The sequence below is a fragment of the Nocardia salmonicida genome, from assembly GCF_036142455.1.
In the GTDB taxonomy this organism is placed as follows: domain Bacteria; phylum Actinomycetota; class Actinomycetes; order Mycobacteriales; family Mycobacteriaceae; genus Nocardia; species Nocardia salmonicida.
Genome location: NZ_CP108014.1, coordinates 3410418 through 3432381 on the forward strand (window position 1 = coordinate 3410418; position 21964 = coordinate 3432381).

Genomic DNA, 21964 nt, shown 5'->3' on the forward strand with positions numbered 1-21964 from the left:
CCTGGCGGCTCTCACAATGGAGTGAGCGCCCCTGGCCCCACAACGCAGTGAGCAGAGTCGATGAACGCAACCGCGGCAGTCTTTGCTGGTCTCGCCTTGCTTCTCGCAGGGCCGGTACCAGCGCTGCTCAGTCGCGCTACCTGGGTGCACCGCAGCCCGCGCGCGGCACTGGTGTTGTGGCAGGCGATCGCCTTGGCCGCCGTGCTCAGCGCCTTCGGATCCGGGCTCGCCATCGCCAGCCTGCTGCTCGTACCCGGCCCCGACGGTAGGCCGACCACCTCGCCCACCCAGGAGATCGACGCGCTCGGTCTGCCCCTGTGGACGCTGTATGTGCTGGTCTTCGCGCTGACTTTGATGGTCGGCGCCCGGCTGATGTTCTCTATCGTGCGAGTCGGTGTGCACACCCGACGCCGCCGTTCCCGCCATCGCATGCTGGTCGACCTGCTCGATCAGAGCGGCCCGGTGCGCCGCGCCGCCGATATCCGCGTGCTGGCCGCCACCGAACCCATCGCCTACTGCCTGCCTGGTCTACGCCAGCGGGTCGTGATCAGCGAAGGCACGCTCACCAACCTCGACGACTCCGAGGTCACCGCCATCGTGAGCCATGAGCGCTCGCATCTACGCGCACGCCATGATCTGGTGCTCGAGGCGTTCACGGCCGTCCACGAGGCGTTTCCCCGCGTGGTCCGCAGCAAGGCCGCGCTCGGCCAGGTGAAGCTGCTGATCGAACTACTCGCCGACGACTCCGCTGTGAAGGTGACCGGCCCCAAGCCTCTCGCCCGCGCCCTGATCGCCTGTGCCAAGTCCACCGCTCCGCAGGGCGCGCTCGCCGCGGGCGGACCGAGCACGCTCATCCGCATCCAACGGCTCGCAAGCACCACCGGAGACGTGAGAGTCGCCACCGCTGCCTACCTCGGCTCGGCCGCGATTCTGGTCGTACCGACACTGGCCGTGGCGGTGCCGTGGCTGCAGGAACTCAACCGGCTCTTCCACGGCTGACCTGGCGATCAACCACCACCGCCGCTGCCCGTTCGCGACGCGCCGACCACGCTGTCGGTCGGCGTCTCACAGCGGAACAAAGGTTGCCACAACCGCCGACCTGACCAGCCTGTTTACCCACCCGAGGCCGAACACGCCTATCCTGGGAGACCGGTCCTTCCTGCTGGGCCGCACCCCGCTCACGCCGAGGCGCGTATTCGGGTAATCGGCGCCGACCATCGTTCGGCGCGATTCGCAGCCCAACGAAAGGCCACCTTGACCAACTCTGCCGTGCCCAACGAACCGACCTTCGCCGAACTCGGCCTGCCCGTCGAACTGGTGCAGACCCTGCGCAACGCGGGCATCGACAAGCCCTTCCCCATCCAGGCCGCCACGATCGGCGACGCCCTCTCCGGGCGCGACGTGCTCGGCCGCGGCCCGACCGGCTCGGGCAAGACCCTGGCCTTCGGCCTGCCGATGCTGACCCGCCTGGCCCAGGGTTCGCCCTCCAAGCCGGGCCGCCCGCGCGGTCTCGTGCTGGTGCCGACCCGCGAACTCGCGACCCAGATCGAGAAGGCCCTCGAAGAGGCAGCCCGCGCGCTGGGCCTGCGAGTGGCCTCCGTCGTCGGTGGAGCGCCGATCAAGCGTCAGGCCGATCGGCTGGCACGTGGTGTCGACCTGCTCATCGCGACCCCCGGCCGCCTCGACGACCTGATCAAGCAGCGCAACGCCGACCTGTCGGACGTGTCGATCACCGCGCTCGACGAGGCCGACCACATGGCCGACATGGGCTTCCTGCCCCAGGTCACGCGCCTGCTGGACCGCACCCCCAAGCAGGGCCAGCGACTGCTGTTCTCGGCCACCCTCGACGGTGACGTGGACAAGCTGGTCAAGCGCTACATGCACAACCCGGTGACCCACTCGACCGCGCCCGCCGAGGCGTCGGTCAGCACCATGACCCACCACCTGCTCTACGTGCGCGACAAGAACATCAAGCGCACCGTGGCCACCGAGATCGCCGCGCGTGAGGGCCTGACCATCATGTTCGTGCGCACCAAGCACGGCGCCGACCGCCTGGCCAAGCAGCTGCGCGGCTCCGGAGTCGACGCGGGCTCGCTGCACGGCGGCAAGGCTCAGAACAACCGTGTGCGCACCCTGGCGGCCTTCGCCGACGGGTCGGTGCCGGTACTGGTCACCACCGATGTCGCCGCGCGCGGCATCCACATCGACGGCGTCTCGCTGGTCGTGCACTTCGACCCGCCCGCCGAGCACAAGGCCTACTTGCACCGCGCGGGCCGCACCGCGCGCGCCGGTGAAGACGGCGTCGTGGTCACCCTCGTCACCGACGAGGAGCGCAAGGATGTCGCCGCGATGACCCGCAAAGCGGGCGTGCGGACCGACGGTGTCGACGTGCGCCCCGGCGACCGGAACCTGGTGGAGATCACCGGCGCCCGCAAGCCCAGCGGTATCGCACTGGCTGCCCCGGTCGCACCCGCGCAGCCGACTCGATCGGCGACCGGCGGCGGGCGCACCCGTCGTCCGCGCGCCGGTGGCGCACCTGCCGCCGAGGCGGGACGTGGTGGCGCTCCGCGTCGCGAGCGTCCGGCACACGAGTCGCGTACCCGCAAGCCCGCGGGGGCCGGTGGACACGCCCGCAGTGGCGACACGCCGACGAATTCTCGTCGTCGCGCCGCGCGTCCGGCTTCTCCCGCCGTCTCCCGCAACCGCACGGCAAACTGAGTTATCGCGTGGCCGAACCGATTACGGTTCGGCCACGCGTCTGTTTCCAGGTGCGGCGAACACCGCGACTTCCCGTCGTGGATCAGCGCCCAGAAGGGCCGGATCCCGCACACTGAGCCCGTGACGAACCATGAGATCGCCACCATCGTGTGCGCGCTGATCGCGGCCATGTTGATCGCGGTGGGCGCCGTAGCCCAGCAGCGGGCGGCCGCGGCGGTGCCCGAAGACGCGTCCCTCGTCGGCGGTCTGCTCCGCAGCCCACGCTGGTGGTCCGGAATCGTCGGCGACGTCGGTGGTTACGGCATGCAGGTTCTCGCGCTGACCTTCGGCGCGGTGCTGGTGGTACAACCGATTCTGGTGAGCGCCTTGGTGTTCGCGCTCCCGCTGTCGGCGCGACTGAACGGGCAGCGGATCACCGCGCGTGCCGCCACGATCGCCCTGATCCTCGTCACGGCGCTCGTGCTGTTCCTGATCGTGGGCGATCCGACCGCGGGCGAGGACACCGCGCCCTTCCGAGAGTGGTTGGTGCCCTTGGTGATTCTGCTCGGCGTCGTCGCGGCCGCGACCGTCACCGGGCTGGTGATCAGCAGCCGATCGGGGCAGGCGCTCGCGCTCGGTCTCGCCGGTGGCGCCCTGTTCGGCATGGCCGCCGCACTCACCGACCGTGTGGTCACCCTGTTCGGCGACGGGATCGGCGCGGTGCTCGGCGGGTGGCAGACCTGGACGCTGGTCGCCGCGGGACTGCTCGGCGTATACCTGCAACAGCGCGCGTTCCAAGCCGGACCGCTGTCGGCCTCACTGCCCGCGGCGACCATCGCCGAACCGCTGGCCGCCGCGTTCCTCGGGCTCACTGCCCTCAACGAACACCTGCGCACCAACGGTTTCGGCCTTGTCGTCGTCGGTGTCTGCGTCATCGTGATGTGCGTGGCGACCGTGGCCCTGTGTCAGACCAGGGCGGTCGCCGCCGAGCCCGCGCGCTGACACATCGCCGACATTGCCCACCGCGGTGCTCACAGGGCTACTATCAATCAAGTGCGATTTCTTCCGGGACCCCAGCCGCCGTATGACCTGACCTACGACGACCTGTTCCTGGTCCCGAACCGGACCGAGGTCGCGTCCCGGTTCGATGTGGACCTGGCCAGTGTCGACGGGTCCGGTACTACCATCCCCCTCGTGGTCGCGAACATGACCGCGGTCGCGGGCAAGCGGATGGCCGAGACCGTCGCCCGCCGCGGCGGCATCGTGGTGCTCCCCCAGGACCTGCCGATCCCGGCGGCCGCCGACACCATCGCGTTCGTCAAGAGCCGCTCGCTCACCGCCGACACCCCTGTCACCCTCGATCCCGATCGTTCGGTGTCCGATGCGGTGGCGCTGATGCACAAGCGTGCGCACGGCGCCGTCGTGGTCGTCGAGGGCGGTAAGCCGGTCGGTGTGGTCACCGAGGCCGCCTGCGCCGATGTCGACCGGTTCGCGCGCCTGCGCGAGGTCGCCTTCACCGATGTCGACCGGTTCGCGCGCCTGCGCGAGGTCGCCTTCACCGATTTCGTCCAGGTGCCCGTCGAGGCGTCCCCGCGCGACATCTTCGACCGTCTCGCCGAAGCCCATGCCCAGCTCGCCGTGCTCACCAACCCCGACGGCACGCTCGCCGGCGTGATGACCCGCACCGGCACCGTCCGCGCGGGTATCTACACCCCCGCCGTCGACGAAGCGGGCAAGCTGCGCGTCGCCGCCGCCGTGGGCATCAACGGTGACGTCGCCGCCAAGGCGAAGGCGCTGGCGGAGGCGGGCGCCGACGTGCTCGTGCTCGATACCGCGCACGGCCACCAGACCAAGATGCTCGAATCATTGCGCACCGTCGCCGATCTCGGCCTCGGACTCCCCTTGGTCGCGGGCAACGTGGTCTCTGCCGAAGGCACCCGCGATCTGGCCGAGGCGGGCGCGACCATCATCAAGGTCGGTGTCGGCCCCGGCGCCATGTGCACCACCCGCATGATGACCGGCGTCGGTCGCCCGCAGTTCTCCGCCGTGGCCGAATGTGCTACCGCCGCAAAGGAACTCGGCGTGCACGTCTGGGCCGACGGTGGCGTTCGGCACCCTCGCGACGTGGCCCTCGCGCTGGCCGCGGGTGCGTCGAACGTGATGATCGGTTCCTGGTTCGCCGGCACCTACGAGTCCCCCGGCGACCTGCGCGTCGACCGCGACGGCAACAAGTACAAGGAGAGTTTCGGCATGGCGTCCAAGCGCGCTGTCGCCGCCCGCACCGCCGCCGACAGCAGCTTCGACCGCGCCCGCAAGGCGCTGTTCGAGGAGGGCATCTCCAGCTCGCGGATGCGCCTGGATCCCGAGCGCCCCGGTGTCGAGGACCTCATCGACCACATCTGCTCGGGTGTGCGCAGTTCCTGCACCTACGCCGGTGCTCGCTCACTGCCGGAATTCCACGACAAGGCCGTGCTCGGCGTGCAGTCCGCGGCAGGCTTCGCCGAAGGTCGGCCGCTGCCCAGCGGCTGGTGAACCCCGCGCACGGCGGCCGATCGAACCCTCGATCGGCCGCCGTCGCCGTGTCAGAGGCCGCGCCGCTGACACATCATGGGAGGGCACCGATTACTATGGAGTAGCCGATCACGGCACATGCTCGACTCCCGCCCCGAAAGGATCCAGTTGTCACCCGCGTCTCAGGGCGCCACACAGGAGGGCTCCTCTACGGAGCCGGGTGACAAACCCGGCGTCCTCCTTTCCGCAGCGTCCGTTCGATCTCCCGGTTTCCCTGTCGCGCCCCTCGGGTGGTGCTGAGGATGTCCATCGTTCTGACCGTGCTCAGCCTGCTCGGCTTCGTCGCCCTCACCCTCGGAACGGCCCTGTTCGTCGCCGCCGAGTTCTCCCTCACCGCCCTCGAACGCAGCACCGTCGAAGCGGCCGCCCGCGAAGGTGACACCCAGTCACGGTTGGTGAAACAGGCTCATCACACCCTGTCCTTCCAGCTCTCCGGCGCCCAGCTCGGCATCACCATCACCACCCTGATCACCGGCTACATCGCCGAACCCGTGCTGGCCCGACTGCTCGACCCCCTGCTCGACGGCATCGGATTGAGCGAAAGCGCTGCGCACGGTGTCTCGTTGGCGCTCGCCTTGATCATCGCGACATCGCTGTCGATGATCTACGGCGAATTGGTGCCGAAGAACATCGCGATCGCCGAGCCGATGATGGTGGCCCGGGTCACCGCGGGCCCGATGATCGGGTTCTCCGCCCTGTTCAAATGGCTCATCCGCTTTCTGAACGGCGCCGCCAACTGGGTGGTTCGCAGGCTGGGCATCGAACCCGCCGAGGAACTGCGCTCGGCCCGCTCACCCCAGGAACTCGGTTCGCTGGTACGCACCTCCGCCATGCGCGGCGCGATGGATCAGCGCACCGCGCAGGTGATGGACCGCTCGCTGGAATTCGGTGAGCGCAGTGCCGAGGACCTGATGACGCCACGGGTGAAGGTCGAATCGCTGGACCGCGACGACACCATCGCCGATCTCATCGCCGCCGCCGCGCGCACCGGTTACTCCCGGTTCCCGGTGGTCGACGGCGACCTCGACAACACCCTCGGAGTGGTGCACGTCAAGCAGGCGTTCACCCATCCGGGCGAGCTGCGCAAGCAGATCCCGCTCAGCAAGCTGGCCGTCGCGGTGCCGATCGTGCCCGCCAGCTTGGACGGTGACGAAGTCCTGGAGCGGGTCCGCGCCGACGGCATGCAGGTGGCACTGGTCGTCGACGAATACGGCGGCACCGCGGGCATGGTGACCATGGAGGACCTGATCGAGGAGATCCTCGGCGACGTGCGCGACGAGCACGACGAGGAGGAGCGCGATGTGCGCCGAGTCTCCGACGGCTGGGACTGCTCGGGCCTGATGCGCATCGACGAGGTGTCGCGCGCGACCGGCTACGACGCACCCGAGGGCGAATACGAGACCCTCGGCGGGCTGGTTCTGGCCCAGCTCGGCCGCATCCCGGTGACCGGTGACGACGTGGTACTGCCCGCATCCCGCGGTTCCGGCGGCGGCTGGATCGCCCGCGTGGAACGCATGGACGGACGGCGTATCGACCGTGTTCGGCTGATTCCCGTCGACGCGGCCAACCTCTCGGCACGGGAGAACACTCATGGGTGACCTGTTCGGAATCTTGCTCACCGTCGTACTCCTGGCAGGCAACGCGTTCTTCGTCGCCGCGGAGTTCGCGCTCATCTCGGCCCGCCGTGACCGCCTCGAAGCCCTTGTCGCACAAGGGAAGAAGAAGGCCCAAACAGTGATCGAAGCAGGCGAGAACCTGTCGATCATGCTGGCCGCGGCCCAACTCGGCATCACCATCTGCTCGATCCTGCTCGGCCGAGTGGGCGAACCCGCGATCGCGCACCTGATCGAGCGTCCGTTCGAATTGCTCGGTCTGCCGGAGCAATTGCTGCATCCGGTCGGCTTCACGCTGGCGCTGACCATCGTGGTGATCCTGCACATCCTGCTCGGCGAGATGGTGCCGAAGAACATCGCCCTCGCGGGCCCGGAACGGTCGGCGCTGCTGCTGGTGCCGATCCACCTGATGTGGTTGCGGATCGCCCGGCCGCTGATCGCGCTGTACAACCTCGCCGCGAACATGACGCTGCGAATGCTGCGGATCGAGCCCAAGGACGAGCTCGACGCCACGGTCTCGACGCTGGAACTGGCCGAGATGATCGGCGAATCCCGCTCCGAGGGACTGCTCGACGAGGAAGAACACCGCAGGCTCACCCAGGCCCTCGGTACCTCCGAACAGATCGTCGGCGATGTGATGGTCCCGTTGGCCCAAGCCAGATCGGTACCCCTGATCGGCAACGGAACCACCCTCGGCGAGGTGGAGGCGGCGGTCTCCGAAACCGGCTTCTCCCGCTATCCGGTCGCCGCCTCCGACGGCTCCCTGGTGGGCTACCTGCACATCAAGGATGTCCTCGACGAGGTCGCCGACGACAACGCGGGCCCCGACACCGTCATCCCCCGCACCGACATCCGCCCACTGCCCACCGTGAGCACCGGAACTCCGCTGTACGAAGCGCTGGCCCGGTTGCGCCGCACCAGCAGCCATCTGGGACGGGTGGTCGACAGTCGCGGCAACACCGTCGGCGTGGTCGCGTTGGAGGACCTGATCGAAGAGTTCGTCGGCACCGTACGCGACGGAACCCATCGCATCGCCGATTGAGTTCCGTGCTCGACGCCGCACTCTGACACCGGGCCGCGCGGGCGATCCGGTTCAGAGCCGAGCTTGGGAGCGGCGAACGGTGTCGGGATCGATCTCCTGGATCTGGATGACGACACCGTCGGGGTCGGTGACCCGGATACTGCGGCCGAAGTCTTCCTCGACAAGGGTGTGCTCGTAGCCGCCCGCCACCAGCCGGGCGGCGACCTCCTCGAGCGGCTCGTCGGTGGAGAAGCCGAGCTCGACCGTCCCGGGCGCTTTCCCCTTCGAGACAGCGGCGTCATGGATACCGACCGCGCCGGCGGCCGCGTCGAGCTGTGCCCAGACAGCGACGCTGCCGTCGGCGCGATAGGCGAGCCCCAGTCCTTCGTAGAAGCGGCGCGAAACGGCCACATCGGCAACGTAACGGATAGGCAGAACTGTCAGCACGGGGTCATCTCCTCAAAATCGAGCGGTCCGGCTCGGCCGGGCGACCCGTCGGTGGGCCACGAACTCACTGTGCTTCGTGCGCCGAAGATCGTCGTTCACGCGGCCTCCAGTCGGCGGATATTGCCACTAGATTGACGGCTTGTGGTGGAATCAGTCAGCCTGGACCCCGATGACCGGCGGGTGCTGCACGCGCTACAACTCGGCCCGCGCACATCGTTCGCCCGGATCGGCGCTGTACTCGGACTGTCAGAGCGCAGTGTGTCCCGCCGCTATCACCGGTTGCGTTCCGAGCTGATCCTGCGCGTCGTCGGCCTCACCCGCCACGACCAGCCGGACCAGGCCGACTGGATCCTCCAGATCGCCGCGCCGCCGGCCTCGGTGGATACGGTTGCCCGCACGCTGGCCGCACGCGCTGACACGTCCTGGATCGCCTCGCTGGCCGATACCGGCGGGCTTTTCTGCATCCTGCGGACCACGCAGGCCGACTGCCATCCGCTCGCCCAGCTCCGAAGAATGCCGAACGTCGACGTCGTGACGGCCCAACGGCTGCTCGCTCCTGTCGCCGGTGTCGGCGGGTGGCCGGGACGGCTGCAAGCCCTCACCCAGGAGGAACGGCAGGCACTGCTCGAACACCATCATCGCGACTACCCACAGCCGCTGTCGCCACGCACCGACGGTGACCAGCGCCTGCTGGCACTGCTGGCCATCGACGGCAGGATGAGCGTCGCACGGCTGGCCAGGGCGTCGGGCATCGCCGAATCGACTGTGCGCCGCCGGATCACCGAGCTCACCGCGCACGGTGTTCTGATGTTCGAAGTCGAAGTCGATCCCAAGCTGTACGGCCGCAGCATCGACGTCATCTGTCGGCTCGATGTTCGCCCGGCGTCGCTGCGGGCCGTCACCGACGCCCTCGGCGCACACGCCGAGGTGGCCTTCGCCGCCACCACAACCGGTGAAAGCACTGTGCTGGCGCTTCTCGAACTCACCGACACCGTGGCGCTGCACAACTATCTCGCCGACAGCATCGGCGCACTGTCCGGTGTGCATCGGGTGCACACCGAGATCGTCGCCGACTGGATCAAACGGGCAGGCCCCCTTCCCCTTCCCCGCCGCTGAGACCCGCCGTGCGGGGCTCGACTACGACTGTTCGGCGGGTAGGGGATCGAGGGTTCCGAGGCCGTGGATCAGGATGCTCACGGCGACGTCGATCAGATCGTCGAGCGGCAGCGGTGTGTCGGCCAGCGTCCAGTCCACCATCAGCTCGGTCATGCCGCCGGCGAACAGCATCGCCGCGATCGCCAGCCGCTCGGTGGCGGGAATGTGGAAGTAGGCTTCGGCGAAACCGGCTATCAGCTGGGCGAATTCGTGCATGACCGCGCGGCGGTGTACCTCGAGTGCGGAACTGACGCCGACGACCTCGATGAAGATGACGCGGGCGCGACGAGGGTCCGCGGCCACAGTTCGGACGAAGGCCTCGACACTGGCGTGCGCCTGGGGAGCCAGCTCGGGTTCAGCGCCCGCCAGCGCCGCCAGGGTGGCGGTGCGGACCTGGTCGATCTCACCGTCGTAGACCGCGCTCAGCAATGCCTCGCGATGGGTGAAGGACTCGTAGAAGTACCGTTCGGTCAAACCCGCTCGATCACAGATCTTCTTCACCGAGGACGCCGGGTAGCCGATGGTGCCGAAGAGTTCCAGGCCGGCCGCCAGGAGAGCGGCTCGACGCTCAGCGCTTCGACTCGCCTTGTCCCGCCCGCCGTAACGGCGCGACGCGGTCTCGGTCTCGGTCACAATCCTCCCGCATCCGTCTACCCGACTTCCGGAGCCTCCATCCTATCCAGGCACCCGATTCCGACATGAATCCTTACCAGAATCGGGCGAGGTAGCGAGCACCGCGTCAGACGGTGGCGCGCGGCGGTATCGTGATCGTCCCGTAGTCGAGTCCACCGTGAGTGAAGGTCGGCACGACCGGCCACTGACGCTTCCAGTTCGCGCATTCCGACGACGGAACAACCTGCAGCCAGCGCGAATCGCGCGGCGACCGGGAAGCCATGGTCTTCTCCTTGACCATGGAATCGTACTGATCGAGCGAGTCCTCGAGGGTATTCGCGTTGAGCACGACTTCGCGGCCGTAGAACGCGGCCTGCTGCCGGACCCCGGGAATCTTGGACAATTCCGGTTGCCAGCTGTCGGCCGCCATCCCGTTCTCCGAAGACACCCAGACACCGTCGGGCGTATTCACACACAGCGAGTGATTTCCGTCGGTGTGCCCGGGCGTCCACAACAGGCTGACCCCGACACCCAATTCGACGTCACCGTCGAGGATTTGCAGCCGCTCGGCGGGCACGCCGTCCATGCCGCCGTCGACGTACCAGGCCCACTGCATCGGGTGCACCGATTCCAGCGTGCCGAGTTCCTTGCGCTGCACGAGCATCCGCGCGTTCGGGAACAGCGAGTCACGCGGGCCCGCCTCACCGTCGATCGTCCGGTCGCTCCCCATGATCATGCGGACGTCCTGCACGTGCAGATGGTCGAAGCTGACGTAGTCGACGTCCCCGTCGCGCAAACCGAGTCGGGGCAGCACCGCCTCGGGATCGTTGTAGTACTTGACGAACAGCGAGTCCGCGCGCAGCGTGCGCGAGAGTTTCTGCAGCTTCGCGTAGAACGGGGCCTTGCCCGACCCGGCCGCGACGGTGGGCTCCCAGACCAGTGTCCGCAGCGCGCCGTCGAATCCCTCGAATTGGACCACGAACATCCGGTTGATGATCGAGATCATCGGGTTGGGGCCGATCGAATAGCCCTGGAACGCGAACCGCTGCGGATACGGGGCGGCGGCGATGTCGAAGCTCTTGATCGCGCGCACCTGCCCCTGCTGGAGGAACCGCTCGCGATAGCGGCCTGCGGCCTCACGCACGGCTTCGAGGCGGTCGCCGCGCGGCCACACGTCGTGGACACCGGCGAACTCCGGAATCGGCCGGACGTCGCCGCGTGCATCGGTTGTCGTCATCGTGAATTTCCTGACGTAGGAGTGGAGGCAGGGTCATAGACCCGGTGTTCATAGTCGGACCGGCTCGACGAATCATGAACGGCAGCAACCTGATCCGGCACCATGGCGAGCAGCACACGATCCCGCAGGAAGGCCGGGAGCACGTTGACCGCGCGCAGTAGCGGTCCGACGTAGCCGGGGACGGTCACCTCGAATCGGGGACGTTCGATCGCCCGCACGACCGCGCGAGCGACGTCGGCGGGCTGAAGCAGCGCTACCCCGCCATTGTCGGTGCCCGCCGCCAATTCGGTGTCCACCACCGTCGGCATGATCACCGAGAGGTCGACGCCACTGTCGCGCAATTCGGCGCGCACCCCGGTCAGGTAGCCGAGAATCGCGTGCTTGGTCGCGGCATAGGAAGACTCACCGGGCGGGGCGAGCTTCGACGCGGCCGACGCCACGGTGACGATGTGCCCGGCGCCGCGGGTGCGCATGGCCGGTGCGGCGAGGGTCACCCCGTTGACGACGCCGTGCACATTCACGTCGAACTGTCGCCGCCGCACGGCCTCGGGTTCCCGGTCGAACGGGCCGACCCACATGACCCCGGCATTGTTGACGAGCACATCGAGCGGACCCCACCCCTGCTCGGCCGCGGCCAGAAACGCCGCGAACGACGCCCGGTCGGCGACATCGAGGTCGAATCCCCGCACCTGCGCACCCAGTTCGGCGGCGGTGGCGCGGGCCGCCGATCCGTCGATATCGCCGATCGCCACGCGCGCGCCCGCCCGTGCGAGCTGCGCGGCGATCTCCCTTCCGATCCCGCGGGCACCGCCGGTCACCGCGATGACCCGCCCTGTTATCGGCCGTCGCACGTCAGCGATACCTCCGCGTCCTCGATTTGACATGGTTTCATGTCAGCAACGTACAGGATCGCGGGCAGTTTTGACATGACTTCTTGTCAGTTTCCCGGTTGTCTGCGCATGATGTACGCCATGGACCGATATCTCGACGCGACACCGTCGCGCGCCAGCCGGACCGTGGCCGCGGTCATGGTGCTGACAGTGCGCCGGCTGGGGTCGCTGCTTCCCGCCACTCGGGCAGGCGCCCGCATCGGACGATCGGCGATGCACGGGCTGCGCCTGGTCATGCCGTCGTGGACGGTGGCGCGCTTTCCCGTGCACGAACGGGCAGACACCGATGTCGCGTTGCGCGGCGAGTGGGTGAACGCGCGGCCCGAATCGCGGGAACCGATCGTCTACTACCTGCACGGCAGTGCGTACTTCTCGTGCTCGCCGGGCACCCACCGCGGTCTGATCTCGCGGGTGGGTCGCGCCTGCGGGCGCCCCGTCTTCGCCGTGCGATACCGGCTCGCACCCGAACACCCCTTCCCCGCAGCGCATCAGGACGCGGTGCGGGGCTACCTCTGGCTACTCGACCGCGGACATCGACCCGCCGATATCGTCGTCGCGGGAGATTCCGCGGGCGGACACCTGGCGCTGGCCCTCGTCGGCGAGCTCGCCCGGCGGGGACTTCCACAACCGTCGGGACTGGTGCTGTTCTCGCCGTTGGCCGACCTCACCATGGGACTGGCCGCCACGAAGGAACCGGCCCTGCGCGACCCGTACGCCTCGGCCACCACCGCCCACCGGCTGATCGGCATGTATCTCGCCGGAGCCGATATCACCGATCCCCGCCTGGATGTCGCGGCCGGGATCGTCCCCGGATTTCCGCCGATGCTCATCCAAGTCGGCGGCCTCGAGATCCTGCAGGCCGACGCCGAACACCTCGCGGCGACCGCCCGCCGCGTCGGCGTGCACTGCGACCTGCAGGTCTGGGCCGGCCAAGTGCACGTCTTCCAGGCGGGATACCTGGCCGTCCCGGAAGCTGTCGCCGCCTTGGCGCAGGTGCGCGCGTTCGTCGCCGCGCTCGATCGCGCCGACGGCCCGCCGCATCGGACGCTCGCGTGATCTCGGGGCCCGCCCTTACCCGAGAGTGTTCACCTGCGCGGAAGCGGCTGGGGCACTGTGCATGCCCGCCCGCCGCCCGGAGAAGACGCAGTCGGCCAGCGACAGTCCACTGACGTAGGAGTTCGAGCAGATGCCGACCGCCGCGCGCCCCGCCGCGAAGAGTCCCGGAACGACTCCCCCGGCCTCGCGGCGCACCGCGCCGGTGTCCTCGTCCACCAGCAGACCACCGAGAGTGAGCATCGGCATGGGGTAGGTCAGCCGCGCCTTGAACGAGATGTCGAGCAGGGTGAACGGTCCGGTACGAATCGGACGACGGATGTCGTCGGGCTTGCCGAACGGATCGGGCCGGTCCTGCTCGATAGCCCGGTTGTGCGCGTCGAGGGTTTCACGCAGCGCGGACTGGTCGATCCCGGCACGTGCGGCCACCTCCTCCACGGTGCTGCCGGAGACGCGCCCGAGCCGGAGCAAACGCTCGGTCTGCATGCGCTGGAACCACACCGACTGCGTGCCGATCTGCCTGCGAGCCTCGGCCTCGAGGTCGGAGTCGATGAGCAACCAGGCGCGGTGGCCCGGACTGGCGGCGATGGCCGCGCCCAGCGCCGCGCCGTAGCGGGACTCGTCGATCATGCGCCTGCCGAGGGAGTTCACCGCGACAGCGCCGAAGAAGGCGCTGGGCGGGGCGATGAAACGCCACGTCGACAGCGCGTCCATCTTGCCGCTCGCCGCGCCGATGTCGAGCGCCATGGTGATGCCGCTGCCGTCGTCGCCCGCGCTACCCAGCGGCAGTCCTTGCGACCACGGATATTCGGGAGCGTGCCGAGCGACCATCTCGCCATTGGCGATGAACCCACCCGTGGTGAGCACGACACCGGATCTCGCCTGGATCCTGACCGGCCGTCCGTACTTGCGCTCGATCCGGGCCAGCAGCACTTCCACCGCCCGGCGCAAACCCTGGTGGTACACACCGGGTTTCGCCGAGATGCGAGCGAGCGCGGCGAATCGGCGCCGTACCGCCGCGGGCGCACCGTCGATCGTGACGGCCTCGACGCCGGTCACCCGACCCTCCTCGACGACGAGCCGGGCCACCCTGGTGCCGGTCCGGACACGGACGTCATGCGCGGCCGCCGATTCGGCCAACGGTCCGAACAGCGCTTTGCCCGACACACCGGGACCGTGGACGCGGTGACCGCGCTGGCGCGGCTTCGCGAGATCCCGGTAGCGGCCGGAGTTTTCGCTGCCCGAGTAGTACAGGTAGTAGTCATCGGTGGGGTACGACGTCTTGTACGGGCACACCGACGCCTGGAAGGGCACGCCGTGCTCGGTCAGCCAGTCGATCATCGCCACGGACTGTTCGCAGAATCGGCGCAACGTCGAGGCGCTCACCGCGTCGCCGACCTCGGCCTCCAGGTACGCGAGCATGTTGTCGACGTCGTCATCGATGCCCGCTTCGCGCTGCACCCACGTACCGCCGCCCGCGTACACGATGCCACCCGACAGCGTCGTCGCGCCGCCGCCCAGATACCGGTCCAGGGCCAGGACCTCGGCGCCGGATTCCCGCGCGGCCAGCGCCGCGACCGCTCCCGCACCGCCGTATCCGACGACCACGACATCGGCTGCATCGTCCCAGGCCCGCACTTGTCTCACCTTCCGAGCAGAGGCCGACCGCATCGCCGCCGCCTATAACGTGTTCTAGAAGACGAACTATAACGTGTTCTAGATTGTGGCGCGGCGAGTCACCGGTCCGAGCCCCGCTACATCAGTCCGCGGCCGGTGGTGAGGGGAAGATCGGTGGCGGTCAGCAGGCCGGGGCGGGCTTCGACCACGGCGGCGACGGCGCTGACCAGGCGGGCGGCGGTACCGACCACGCCGGCGAGCGCGTGGTCGCCGTTGCTGGAGAGCTGTAGGTCCAGCTGATAATCCGGTTCGCCCTGGATCTCGACCCGGTAGCAACCCGTTCCAGTGGGCTGTGGCCAATCCGGAGCCAGGTCGGGGTGCAGGCGAGTGACGTGCTCGAGAGTCAGGACCTCGCGATCGGCACGGATGCCATGTACCTGGAAGCGCAGCGCCGCGGCGGCGCCCTGCGCGATGGTGCGGTTGCCCACGGTGAGTTCTTCGGTGGCCGGCAGCCGTTCGAAATGTTGTGTCACGGCGTCGAGTTCGATATCGAGGGCGGCGGCGAGCTGTCGGACGACACTGCCCCAGGCAAGGGTGAGGACGCCGGGTTGCAGCAGCATGGGCAGGGCGTCGAGATCGCTGCCGAAACCCATGATGTCGAAGACGACCTTGGGATTGTCGTAGGTGGAGTAGTCCATGATCTCCGAGCAGATGATGCGGTCGATCCGCTCGGAGCCGCTGGAGAGCAGCAGCGGAAGCCAGTCGTTGGCCCAGCCGGGATCGATGCCGTTGACCCACAGGGACGCGCCGCCCTCCTCGGCGGCCGCGATGATCGGGGCGATCGCCTCGTCAGGGAGGGTTCCGTACGGGTACTGCAGGAAGACTGGGCTGCTGGAGACCACGTTGATCCCGGCGCGCAGGAACCGTTTCAGGTCCTCGACCGATTCCATCAGCCGGTCGTCGGCCATGGCGGTGTGCACGATGCAGTCGGGTTTCATCGCCACCAGGGCATCGGCATCGGTGGTGGCGGTAATGCCGGTTTCGACAGACAGACCGGCGAGTTCGCCCGCGTCCTTACCCGCTTTGGCGGAGCTCGATACCCAGACGCCGACGAGTTCCAGTTCGGGCCGGGCGATGATGGAACGCAATGCTCGCGCACCGACATTTCCGGTGCTCCATTGGATGACGCGGTAGGTCATGTCAGATCCTTTGTGTGGGCGGGGATCACAGATCGGGCAGGCCGAGTTCGAAATTGGGGCTTTCGATGCCGCCGTCGATCTCCAGAATCTTGCCGGTGATGTAGCCGCCGGCGCGTGAACTGAGGTAGACGATGGCAGCCCCGATTTCCCAGGGTTCGCCGAGTCGACCCAGCGGGGTCGCGCCTTCCATGGCCGCCTTGATTTCCGGTTGCCGCGCCACGACATCCAGCGCGGAGGTGAGTACCGAACCGACCGCGATGGCATTGACGCGGATGCGTGGGGACAGGTCCGTGGCGGCCAGCCGGGTCCAATGCGCGAGGGCGGCTTTGGCGGTGCCGTAGGCGAGGAAACCACGGCCGGCGGTGCGCCCCATCATCGAGGAGATGTTGACGACCGATGCGCCGTCCGACTCCAGCAGGTACGGCACCGCCGCCTGGGTGAGGGCATGCGCGGTGGACACATTGAAGCGGAAGGCCTCCTCCAGAAACTCCGGGGAGGTGGTCATGAAGGTATTGGGCATGGTGCCGCCGACATTGTTGACCACGATGTCGATGCGGCCGAGTTCGGCGGCGGCAGTGTCGGCGAAGGCTTTCACCGCGGCCAGGTCGGACAGGTCCGCCGACACGGTGAGGGCTCGGCGGCCCAGGGCGCGGATCTTCCCGGCGACCTCGTCGAGTTGCTCGGTGGTGCGGGCGGCGATGGCGACGTCGGCGCCGGCTTCGGCCAGCGCGAGCGCGGTGGCCGCGCCGATTCCGCGGCCCGCTCCGGTGACGATGGCAACGCGACCGTCGAGCCGGAAGGTATCCAGGATCATGTCGAAAAGCTCCTCTCCGATATGGCCGCGTGTGGTCGCGGTCACAGGAATCTTTAAGAACTGGCGCTTAATTGTCAAGTACAAGTTCTCATACCTGCTGGTGAGCGACTATTGTGCGGACTGTGGCAGGGACAGCAGCGCGGGAACGCATCATCGTCGCGGCGGAGCGTCTGATCGCGGAACACGGACGGTCGGTACCGCTGCGCGATATCGCCGCTGCCGCAGGTCAGCGGAACAATTCAGCGATCCAGTATCACTTCGGCTCCCGCGACGGGCTGATCGAAGCGGTGGTCGAGTTCCGGCTGGCGACGCTGGAGGTGCGGCGGCTGGAACTACTCGCCGAACAAGCGGGGTCGGGTCGCCCGCCAGGGTTGCACGGGCTACTCGAAGCCCTGGTGGTGCCGATGTTCGAGCTCGGTGAGCGGCACGGGATTCGGCATTACGCGCGATTCCTCGAGCAGATCCACCCGCATCCCGCGGTCTCCGATGCGACCAATCTCGATAGTGCGCAACGCACTTCGGTGCGCGTCATCATGCAGGGCCTCGACCGGGAGCTCACCACCTTGCCACCACGGTTGCGGGTGCGGCGGTTGCGGGCGCTGACCACCATGCTTTTCGCGCTCCTGGCCGATCACGAACGCGCGGCGGAGGTCGGGGATGCGCGGGCGGGCGACGCGCGGGCATGGGGCGAGATCATCGACATGCTCGCCGGATCACTCGCCGCTCCCGTCAGCGCGCCCGGTGTGGTGTCGCGTGGAAGTAGCGGCGTCGAATCATGGCAGAGGACTTGACCGTGACTCGGGCGCTGGTGATTCCCGCGTCCGAGTTACGGGAGCGGTTCTCGCGGTCGTCGGGTCCGGGAGGCCAGCACGTCAACACCACCGACAGCCGAGTAGAGCTGTCGTTCGACCTCGCGAACTCGCCCTCGGTGCCGGAGTGGCTGCGCACCCGGATGCTCGAGCGCCTGGCCACCCGCCTGGTCAACGGGGTGCTCACGATCGCCGCGTCGGAACAACGCGCACAGCTGCAGAACCGCGCCGCCGCCCGCGAACGCCTGGTCTCGTTACTGCGTGACGCCGCAGCCGCCCCGCCACCCGTTCGCCGCGCTACCAAGCCCTCGCGCGGCGCGAAGGAGCGTCGCATCTCCGCGAAGAAGCGGCGCGGCGTCACCAAACGCAACCGCCGCGCCTCCCCCGACGACTGACCAGCGACCAGGCGTCGCCGGTACGACAGCGGCGCGATCAGACCTCTGTCGCGTAACGGCGGATCGTGATCGGGACCGCGACGGCGAACAGCACGGCGATCCAGGCGGTCGCCGCCGCGACCGGATGCTGCATGGGCCAGGCGCCACCGGCCGCGTCGGGCAGGTCGGCGCCGAGCAGCTCGCGCAGCGCGGCGACGATGGCGCTCACCGGATTCCACTCCGCGATCGCCGCCACCACCGGCGGCATGGTCGCGGTCGGGACGAAGACATTCGAGAACATGATCGTGCCGAAGATCAGCGGCGCCGTCTGCTGGAGCATCTGCTCGTCACGGATCGCCGCGCCCAGCGCGATGCCCAGCCACGACAGCGCGCAGCGGAAAGCGAGCAGCAGCGCGATCGCCACCGCCACATCACCGAGCGTGGCGTCGACCCGCCAGCCGAGCAGGTATCCGATGCCCGACATCAGCGCCAGCGCGACGACGCCGATCACCGTTTCGGCCATGGCGAATCCGGCCGGTGCGGCCGCGGGTGGGAGCGGCAACGCGCGAAGGCGATCGGTGAATCCGCTGTGCAGGTCGGCATTCGCGGTCGACGCGGTCGAGGTCAGGCCCATGGCCGCGACCAGGACCAGCACGCCGGGCACCAGGTAGGCGCGGTAGGCGGTGGCATCGCTGCCGCCGGCGAGCGCGCCACCGAAGACGAAACCGAACAGCAGCATCATGCCCAGCGGCGCGGCCAAGGTGATCGCGAACAGGCCGGGCGAGTTGCGGTAGTTCTGGAGCACGCGGCCGAACAGCACCGCCGCACCGGTGAACACGGACACCGATCGGGTGTCGACGGCACTCATGCCCGCACCTCCCGGTCACGACCGGTGAGCGCGAGGAAGGCATCGTCGAGAGTCGTCGCGCGGGTGCCGATATCGCGCACGGCGATATCGGCGGCCTCGAGTGCGCGCAGCACCGCGAGCAGGCCGGGGGCGTCCCCGGCGAAGGTGAACGACAGCTCCATCGGCGAAAGCCGCTGTGCCGGTGGGGAATCCGAGGGCGAGCCGCCGAATCCGGCCAGCACCGCGGCGACCTCGTCGTAGCGAAGCGGATCGTCGACGACCAGGTCGAGCCCGGCGGGCACGACCGCCAGGATCTGTTCGGGCGTGCCCGCCGCGACGACCCGACCCGCTTCCAGGATCGTGATCGCGTCGGCCAGGCGCTGCGCCTCGTCGAGATATTGGGTGGTGAGTAGCACGGTGGTCCCCTTGTCGACGAAATCGCGGATGTAGCTGTAGATCTCGTTGCGGCTGTGCGGGTCGAGTGCGGTCGTCGGCTCGTCGAGGAACAGCACGGCGGGGCGCACGATCATGCCCGCGACGATGTCGAGCCTGCGCCGCATACCGCCGGAGTAGGTGCGGACCACACGATCGGCGGCGTCGGCCAGGTCGAACCGGTCTAGCAGCTCACCCGCGTGCCGCCGGGCCTCGGCGGTGCGAAAGCCGTTGAGACGGGCCAGCAACACCAGATTCTGCCGTCCGGTCAGCCGCGGGTCGACGGCGTGGAACTGACCGACCAGGCCGAGCTGACGCTTCGCGCTGTCGGCCTGGCGGACGGTGTCGAAACCGCGGATCGCGGCGCGGCCCGAGGTGGGCCGCGCCAGGGTCGCCAACATGCGCACGGTGGTGGTCTTGCCCGAGCCGTTCGGGCCGAGCAAGGCGTGTACCTGACCGGGCGGAACCAGCAGGTCCACCCCGTCCACCACGGTGTTCTTGCCATAGGTCCTGGTCAGTGCAGCGGCTTCGATGGCATGCACGGCAATCTCCCTTCATTGAGAACAGTGTTCGCAATTACACGATACGCATCTGCTAACACTGTTCGCAACTAGGCAGGTGGGGCATGCTGGCAGGTATGACGCACACCGGATCCTCGTTGTGGTCGCGCGGCACGACGACGCGGCCGGGACCGCGCCCGGCCTACACGCTCGATCAGCTCGCTGACGCCTGTGTGCGGCGCGCCGATGCGGGTGGACTGCGCGCCGTGTCGATGCGCGGGGTGGCCGACGACCTCGGCACCGCAGCCGCCTCGCTGTATCGCTATGTCGACGGCAAGGACGACCTGATCGCCCTCATGGTCGACCGGGTCGCGGGGGAATACCGGTATCCGGAACCGACCGGCGACGTCCGCGCCGACGTCCTCGCGCTGGCGCAGCAGTCCCGCGCGCTACACCGCAGGCACCCGTGGCTGGTCGCGGCAACACCGTCGAGCATGGGCCCGAATTCGGTGCGCTACATGGACCGCATGGCGGGCGCGCTGGCGCCTGCCGGACTCGACGCGCGCGCCGTCATGATGGGTGTGGCGATGCTCTCGGGCTGGGGCGCGAGCTTCGCCGCCCAGGAAACCGCGGGCCTGTCCGCCGGCGATCTCGGAGGCGCACTGGTGGCCTCGACCAGCGATCCGGCGCGCGACTATCCGAACCTGACCACGCTGTTCGGTGCGGCTCCCGCTGGGGCGAGCGTCTCGGTCGACAACGACGCGGTGTTCGTCGCGGGCATCGATGCGCTGCTGTTCGGCATCCTGCCGCGCGCGTAATCGCCTCACAGGCCGCGAACACCCCAAGGCCCGATTCGGGGCGAATCCGTCACCTTCTGTAGCCCCTTAATCGAGATAGGCTTCGGCGATAGCCGAGGTGGTCATCGCAAGCACCTCGAGCATCCACTCGACCCCGCTCGCCAGGTTCGAGCTGTCGCTGATCGTCCAACCGCCGATGATTACGCTCGCGCCGGATTCGAATCCTTCGTGCACAGCGGCCATGACATTGTCGATCGGTACGCCTTCTCGCGCCCACTCCAAAGCTGCCCTGCGAATTCGCTGCGTCATTTCCGCAGCATCCCCGCCATCGATCATGCTTGTGACCAGCTCGCGGCAGATGTGGGCTATCTCGACCGGGTCGCTAGGTGGATGAGCGGGAAGAGATCCGCATGGAGCGCTGTTCCGAACCGAGCGTTTGAGGCGTTGCTCAGCAATGCTGAGCACATTTTCCCTCGGGTCCGACTTCGTTCCATCAGATACCGTCAGCGTCGGTCCGACCAGTTCGAGGTCTGCCGGCGGATCATTGCGTACGTCTTCGGTGTTCACCATGTAGGACGACTCATTTCATGGATATCCCGGTCTGACCAGGTGGCCGGTCTCGGCCCGTGGCAGGACTTCGATGCCGTCGACTCGACCCCGCTCGGTGTCCTCATCTCGGGTTGCGTGATTTGAGGTGGCGTGCGAGGTCAGCGGTCATGGCCGCGAACTGGCGCGTGAGTTCAGGTGTTGACAAGGCATCGAGGAGCAGCTGACGCACAACGCTGGTGTAATGCGGCACCGCGTCGGTAAATGCGTCGAGACCGGCGTCGGTAAGCTCGACGTACCTGCCGGTATCGTTGCCGCGGGTTACCAGTCCAGCACGTTCGAGTTTGGCGACGACGTGCGACATTCGCGAGATCGACGCATCGGTTGCTTCTGCTAACAGGATCATGCGCTGGCGTCGTCCAGGTCGGGCGTACAGCAGTTCCAGAACACGATATTGGAAGTGGTTGAGTCCGCACTTTCGTCGCAGCCGCGTTTCGAGCTCAGGTGCCATCAATGCCACTACGCTGGCCAAGGAATTCCAGGCGTCGACTTCGTCGTCTGTGAGGCGCTGGCTCATCGCAGCGCGATCTCGAAGCGAACGGCAACCCTGTCCAACATGTCTTCCGCTCCAGCCGAACTGCGGGGCTGCCAGGATCCGCGATGCCCTTTGAGGTGACGCCGGGCATGCCGAGTGGATGCCTGACGCCGATTCCCTGCAGGTTCGACGAGCCTC

At 68.2% G+C, this 21964-nt stretch carries 22 protein-coding genes; 11 read left to right on the forward strand and 11 right to left on the reverse strand.

What is annotated here, in order from left to right; genetic code table 11:
- Nucleotides 1–60 precede the first annotated feature (60 nt).
- From OHS03_RS16170 to OHS03_RS16195, 6 genes are all read left to right on the forward strand, one after another.
- Nucleotides 61–999, forward strand: coding sequence for a M56 family metallopeptidase (locus OHS03_RS16170; protein WP_062983202.1), 939 nt, complete (start codon nucleotides 61–63; stop codon nucleotides 997–999).
- Between the two features lie 255 nt (nucleotides 1000–1254).
- Nucleotides 1255–2718, forward strand: a complete 1464-nt coding sequence (locus OHS03_RS16175) for a DEAD/DEAH box helicase (protein WP_407942487.1) — start codon at nucleotides 1255–1257, stop codon at nucleotides 2716–2718.
- 120 nt (nucleotides 2719–2838) lie between these two features.
- A complete protein-coding gene (locus OHS03_RS16180; RefSeq protein WP_328663703.1) occupies nucleotides 2839–3699 on the forward strand; it encodes a DMT family transporter in 861 nt (286 codons plus the stop codon).
- Nucleotides 3700–3750: 51 nt separating this feature from the next.
- A complete protein-coding gene (locus OHS03_RS16185; protein ID WP_328663705.1) occupies nucleotides 3751–5229 on the forward strand; it encodes a GuaB1 family IMP dehydrogenase-related protein in 1479 nt (492 codons plus the stop codon).
- A 281-nt stretch (nucleotides 5230–5510) separates the two neighbouring features.
- Complete coding sequence (locus OHS03_RS16190; RefSeq protein WP_328663707.1) at nucleotides 5511–6866, forward strand: hemolysin family protein; 1356 nt, start codon at nucleotides 5511–5513, stop codon at nucleotides 6864–6866.
- Nucleotides 6859–7923: a hemolysin family protein gene (locus OHS03_RS16195; protein ID WP_328663709.1), complete on the forward strand. Its 1065-nt coding sequence runs from the start codon at nucleotides 6859–6861 to the stop codon at nucleotides 7921–7923. Before OHS03_RS16190 ends, OHS03_RS16195 begins: the two co-directional genes overlap by 8 nt.
- A 51-nt stretch (nucleotides 7924–7974) precedes the next feature.
- Here OHS03_RS16195 and OHS03_RS16200 read toward each other — a convergent pair whose 3' ends face one another.
- On the reverse strand, nucleotides 7975–8349 hold the full coding sequence (locus OHS03_RS16200; protein WP_328663711.1) for a VOC family protein: 375 nt from the start codon (nucleotides 8347–8349) through the stop codon (nucleotides 7975–7977).
- 141 nt (nucleotides 8350–8490) lie between these two features.
- Here OHS03_RS16200 and OHS03_RS16205 point away from each other — a divergent pair, with 141 nt between their 5' ends.
- The gene (locus tag OHS03_RS16205; protein ID WP_328663713.1) at nucleotides 8491–9465 is read left to right on the forward strand and encodes an Lrp/AsnC family transcriptional regulator; all 975 of its coding nucleotides are present in this window, start codon (nucleotides 8491–8493) and stop codon (nucleotides 9463–9465) included.
- A 21-nt stretch (nucleotides 9466–9486) separates the two neighbouring features.
- Here the strand turns inward: OHS03_RS16205 and OHS03_RS16210 are convergent, their stop codons facing one another.
- From OHS03_RS16210 to OHS03_RS16220, 3 genes are all read right to left on the reverse strand, one after another.
- Nucleotides 9487–10137 (reverse strand): TetR/AcrR family transcriptional regulator, encoded by a 651-nt coding sequence (locus OHS03_RS16210; protein ID WP_328663716.1) that lies wholly within the window; start codon nucleotides 10135–10137, stop codon nucleotides 9487–9489.
- A gap of 106 nt (nucleotides 10138–10243) precedes the next feature.
- Nucleotides 10244–11353: an MBL fold metallo-hydrolase gene (locus tag OHS03_RS16215; RefSeq protein WP_328663719.1), complete on the reverse strand. Its 1110-nt coding sequence runs from the start codon at nucleotides 11351–11353 to the stop codon at nucleotides 10244–10246.
- Entirely contained in the window at nucleotides 11350–12237 is an 888-nt protein-coding gene (locus OHS03_RS16220; protein WP_407942488.1) for an SDR family oxidoreductase, read from the reverse strand. The genes OHS03_RS16215 and OHS03_RS16220 overlap by 4 nt, the downstream gene beginning before the upstream one ends.
- 42 nt (nucleotides 12238–12279) lie before the next feature.
- On the opposite strand from OHS03_RS16220, the gene OHS03_RS16225 reads away from it, so the two are divergent.
- On the forward strand, nucleotides 12280–13299 hold the full coding sequence (locus OHS03_RS16225) for an alpha/beta hydrolase (protein ID WP_328663723.1): 1020 nt from the start codon (nucleotides 12280–12282) through the stop codon (nucleotides 13297–13299).
- A 15-nt stretch (nucleotides 13300–13314) separates the two neighbouring features.
- On the opposite strand, the gene OHS03_RS16230 is transcribed toward OHS03_RS16225, so the two are convergent.
- The 3 genes from OHS03_RS16230 to OHS03_RS16240 form a co-directional block, all read right to left on the reverse strand.
- Nucleotides 13315–14967 carry an FAD-binding protein gene (locus tag OHS03_RS16230; protein WP_407942489.1) on the reverse strand — a complete coding sequence of 551 codons (1653 nt, stop codon included), beginning with the start codon at nucleotides 14965–14967 and terminating at the stop codon, nucleotides 13315–13317.
- Nucleotides 14968–15050: 83 nt separating this feature from the next.
- A complete protein-coding gene (locus tag OHS03_RS16235; protein WP_328663728.1) occupies nucleotides 15051–16112 on the reverse strand; it encodes an NAD(P)H-dependent amine dehydrogenase family protein in 1062 nt (353 codons plus the stop codon).
- 25 nt (nucleotides 16113–16137) lie between these two features.
- Nucleotides 16138–16926 carry an SDR family oxidoreductase gene (locus OHS03_RS16240; protein WP_328664256.1) on the reverse strand — a complete coding sequence of 263 codons (789 nt, stop codon included), beginning with the start codon at nucleotides 16924–16926 and terminating at the stop codon, nucleotides 16138–16140.
- A gap of 122 nt (nucleotides 16927–17048) precedes the next feature.
- Between OHS03_RS16240 and OHS03_RS16245 the strand changes: the two genes are divergently transcribed.
- Nucleotides 17049–17717: a TetR family transcriptional regulator gene (locus tag OHS03_RS16245; RefSeq protein ID WP_328663730.1), complete on the forward strand. Its 669-nt coding sequence runs from the start codon at nucleotides 17049–17051 to the stop codon at nucleotides 17715–17717.
- Nucleotides 17702–18130, forward strand: a complete 429-nt coding sequence (arfB, locus tag OHS03_RS16250; RefSeq protein WP_328663731.1) for an alternative ribosome rescue aminoacyl-tRNA hydrolase ArfB — start codon at nucleotides 17702–17704, stop codon at nucleotides 18128–18130. Before OHS03_RS16245 ends, arfB begins: the two co-directional genes overlap by 16 nt.
- 37 nt (nucleotides 18131–18167) lie before the next feature.
- Here the strand turns inward: arfB and OHS03_RS16255 are convergent, their stop codons facing one another.
- Together OHS03_RS16255 and OHS03_RS16260 are read right to left on the reverse strand one after the other, a co-directional pair.
- On the reverse strand, nucleotides 18168–18977 hold the full coding sequence (locus OHS03_RS16255; protein ID WP_328663734.1) for an ABC transporter permease: 810 nt from the start codon (nucleotides 18975–18977) through the stop codon (nucleotides 18168–18170).
- Complete coding sequence (locus tag OHS03_RS16260; RefSeq protein ID WP_328663736.1) at nucleotides 18974–19930, reverse strand: ATP-binding cassette domain-containing protein; 957 nt, start codon at nucleotides 19928–19930, stop codon at nucleotides 18974–18976. The genes OHS03_RS16255 and OHS03_RS16260 overlap by 4 nt, the downstream gene beginning before the upstream one ends.
- A gap of 95 nt (nucleotides 19931–20025) precedes the next feature.
- Between OHS03_RS16260 and OHS03_RS16265 the strand changes: the two genes are divergently transcribed.
- Complete coding sequence (locus OHS03_RS16265) at nucleotides 20026–20706, forward strand: TetR/AcrR family transcriptional regulator (RefSeq protein ID WP_328663737.1); 681 nt, start codon at nucleotides 20026–20028, stop codon at nucleotides 20704–20706.
- Between the two features lie 66 nt (nucleotides 20707–20772).
- Here the strand turns inward: OHS03_RS16265 and OHS03_RS16270 are convergent, their stop codons facing one another.
- Complete coding sequence (locus OHS03_RS16270) at nucleotides 20773–21255, reverse strand: RsbRD N-terminal domain-containing protein (RefSeq protein WP_328663739.1); 483 nt, start codon at nucleotides 21253–21255, stop codon at nucleotides 20773–20775.
- A gap of 100 nt (nucleotides 21256–21355) precedes the next feature.
- Complete coding sequence (locus OHS03_RS16275; protein WP_328663741.1) at nucleotides 21356–21808, reverse strand: MarR family winged helix-turn-helix transcriptional regulator; 453 nt, start codon at nucleotides 21806–21808, stop codon at nucleotides 21356–21358.
- Nucleotides 21809–21964: the final 156 nt, after the last annotated feature.

What these genes read in the sequence shown, in the direction of transcription:
- OHS03_RS16265 (WP_328663737.1), top strand. Translation starts at nt 20,026, where the DNA reads ATGACGCACACCGGATCCTCGTTGTGGTCGCGCGGCACGACGACGCGG.
- OHS03_RS16220 (WP_407942488.1), bottom strand. Translation starts at nt 12,237, where the DNA reads ATGTCAAATCGAGGACGCGGAGGTATCGCTGACGTGCGACGGCCGATA.
- OHS03_RS16255 (WP_328663734.1), bottom strand. Translation starts at nt 18,977, where the DNA reads ATGAGTGCCGTCGACACCCGATCGGTGTCCGTGTTCACCGGTGCGGCG.
- OHS03_RS16225 (WP_328663723.1), top strand. Translation starts at nt 12,280, where the DNA reads ATGACTTCTTGTCAGTTTCCCGGTTGTCTGCGCATGATGTACGCCATG.
- OHS03_RS16240 (WP_328664256.1), bottom strand. Translation starts at nt 16,926, where the DNA reads ATGATCCTGGATACCTTCCGGCTCGACGGTCGCGTTGCCATCGTCACC.
- OHS03_RS16235 (WP_328663728.1), bottom strand. Translation starts at nt 16,112, where the DNA reads ATGACCTACCGCGTCATCCAATGGAGCACCGGAAATGTCGGTGCGCGA.
- OHS03_RS16190 (WP_328663707.1), top strand. Translation starts at nt 5,511, where the DNA reads ATGTCCATCGTTCTGACCGTGCTCAGCCTGCTCGGCTTCGTCGCCCTC.
- OHS03_RS16270 (WP_328663739.1), bottom strand. Translation starts at nt 21,255, where the DNA reads ATGGTGAACACCGAAGACGTACGCAATGATCCGCCGGCAGACCTCGAA.
- OHS03_RS16195 (WP_328663709.1), top strand. Translation starts at nt 6,859, where the DNA reads ATGGGTGACCTGTTCGGAATCTTGCTCACCGTCGTACTCCTGGCAGGC.
- OHS03_RS16170 (WP_062983202.1), top strand. Translation starts at nt 61, where the DNA reads ATGAACGCAACCGCGGCAGTCTTTGCTGGTCTCGCCTTGCTTCTCGCA.
- arfB (WP_328663731.1), top strand. Translation starts at nt 17,702, where the DNA reads ATGGCAGAGGACTTGACCGTGACTCGGGCGCTGGTGATTCCCGCGTCC.
- OHS03_RS16230 (WP_407942489.1), bottom strand. Translation starts at nt 14,967, where the DNA reads ATGCGGTCGGCCTCTGCTCGGAAGGTGAGACAAGTGCGGGCCTGGGAC.
- OHS03_RS16275 (WP_328663741.1), bottom strand. Translation starts at nt 21,808, where the DNA reads ATGAGCCAGCGCCTCACAGACGACGAAGTCGACGCCTGGAATTCCTTG.
- OHS03_RS16215 (WP_328663719.1), bottom strand. Translation starts at nt 11,353, where the DNA reads ATGACGACAACCGATGCACGCGGCGACGTCCGGCCGATTCCGGAGTTC.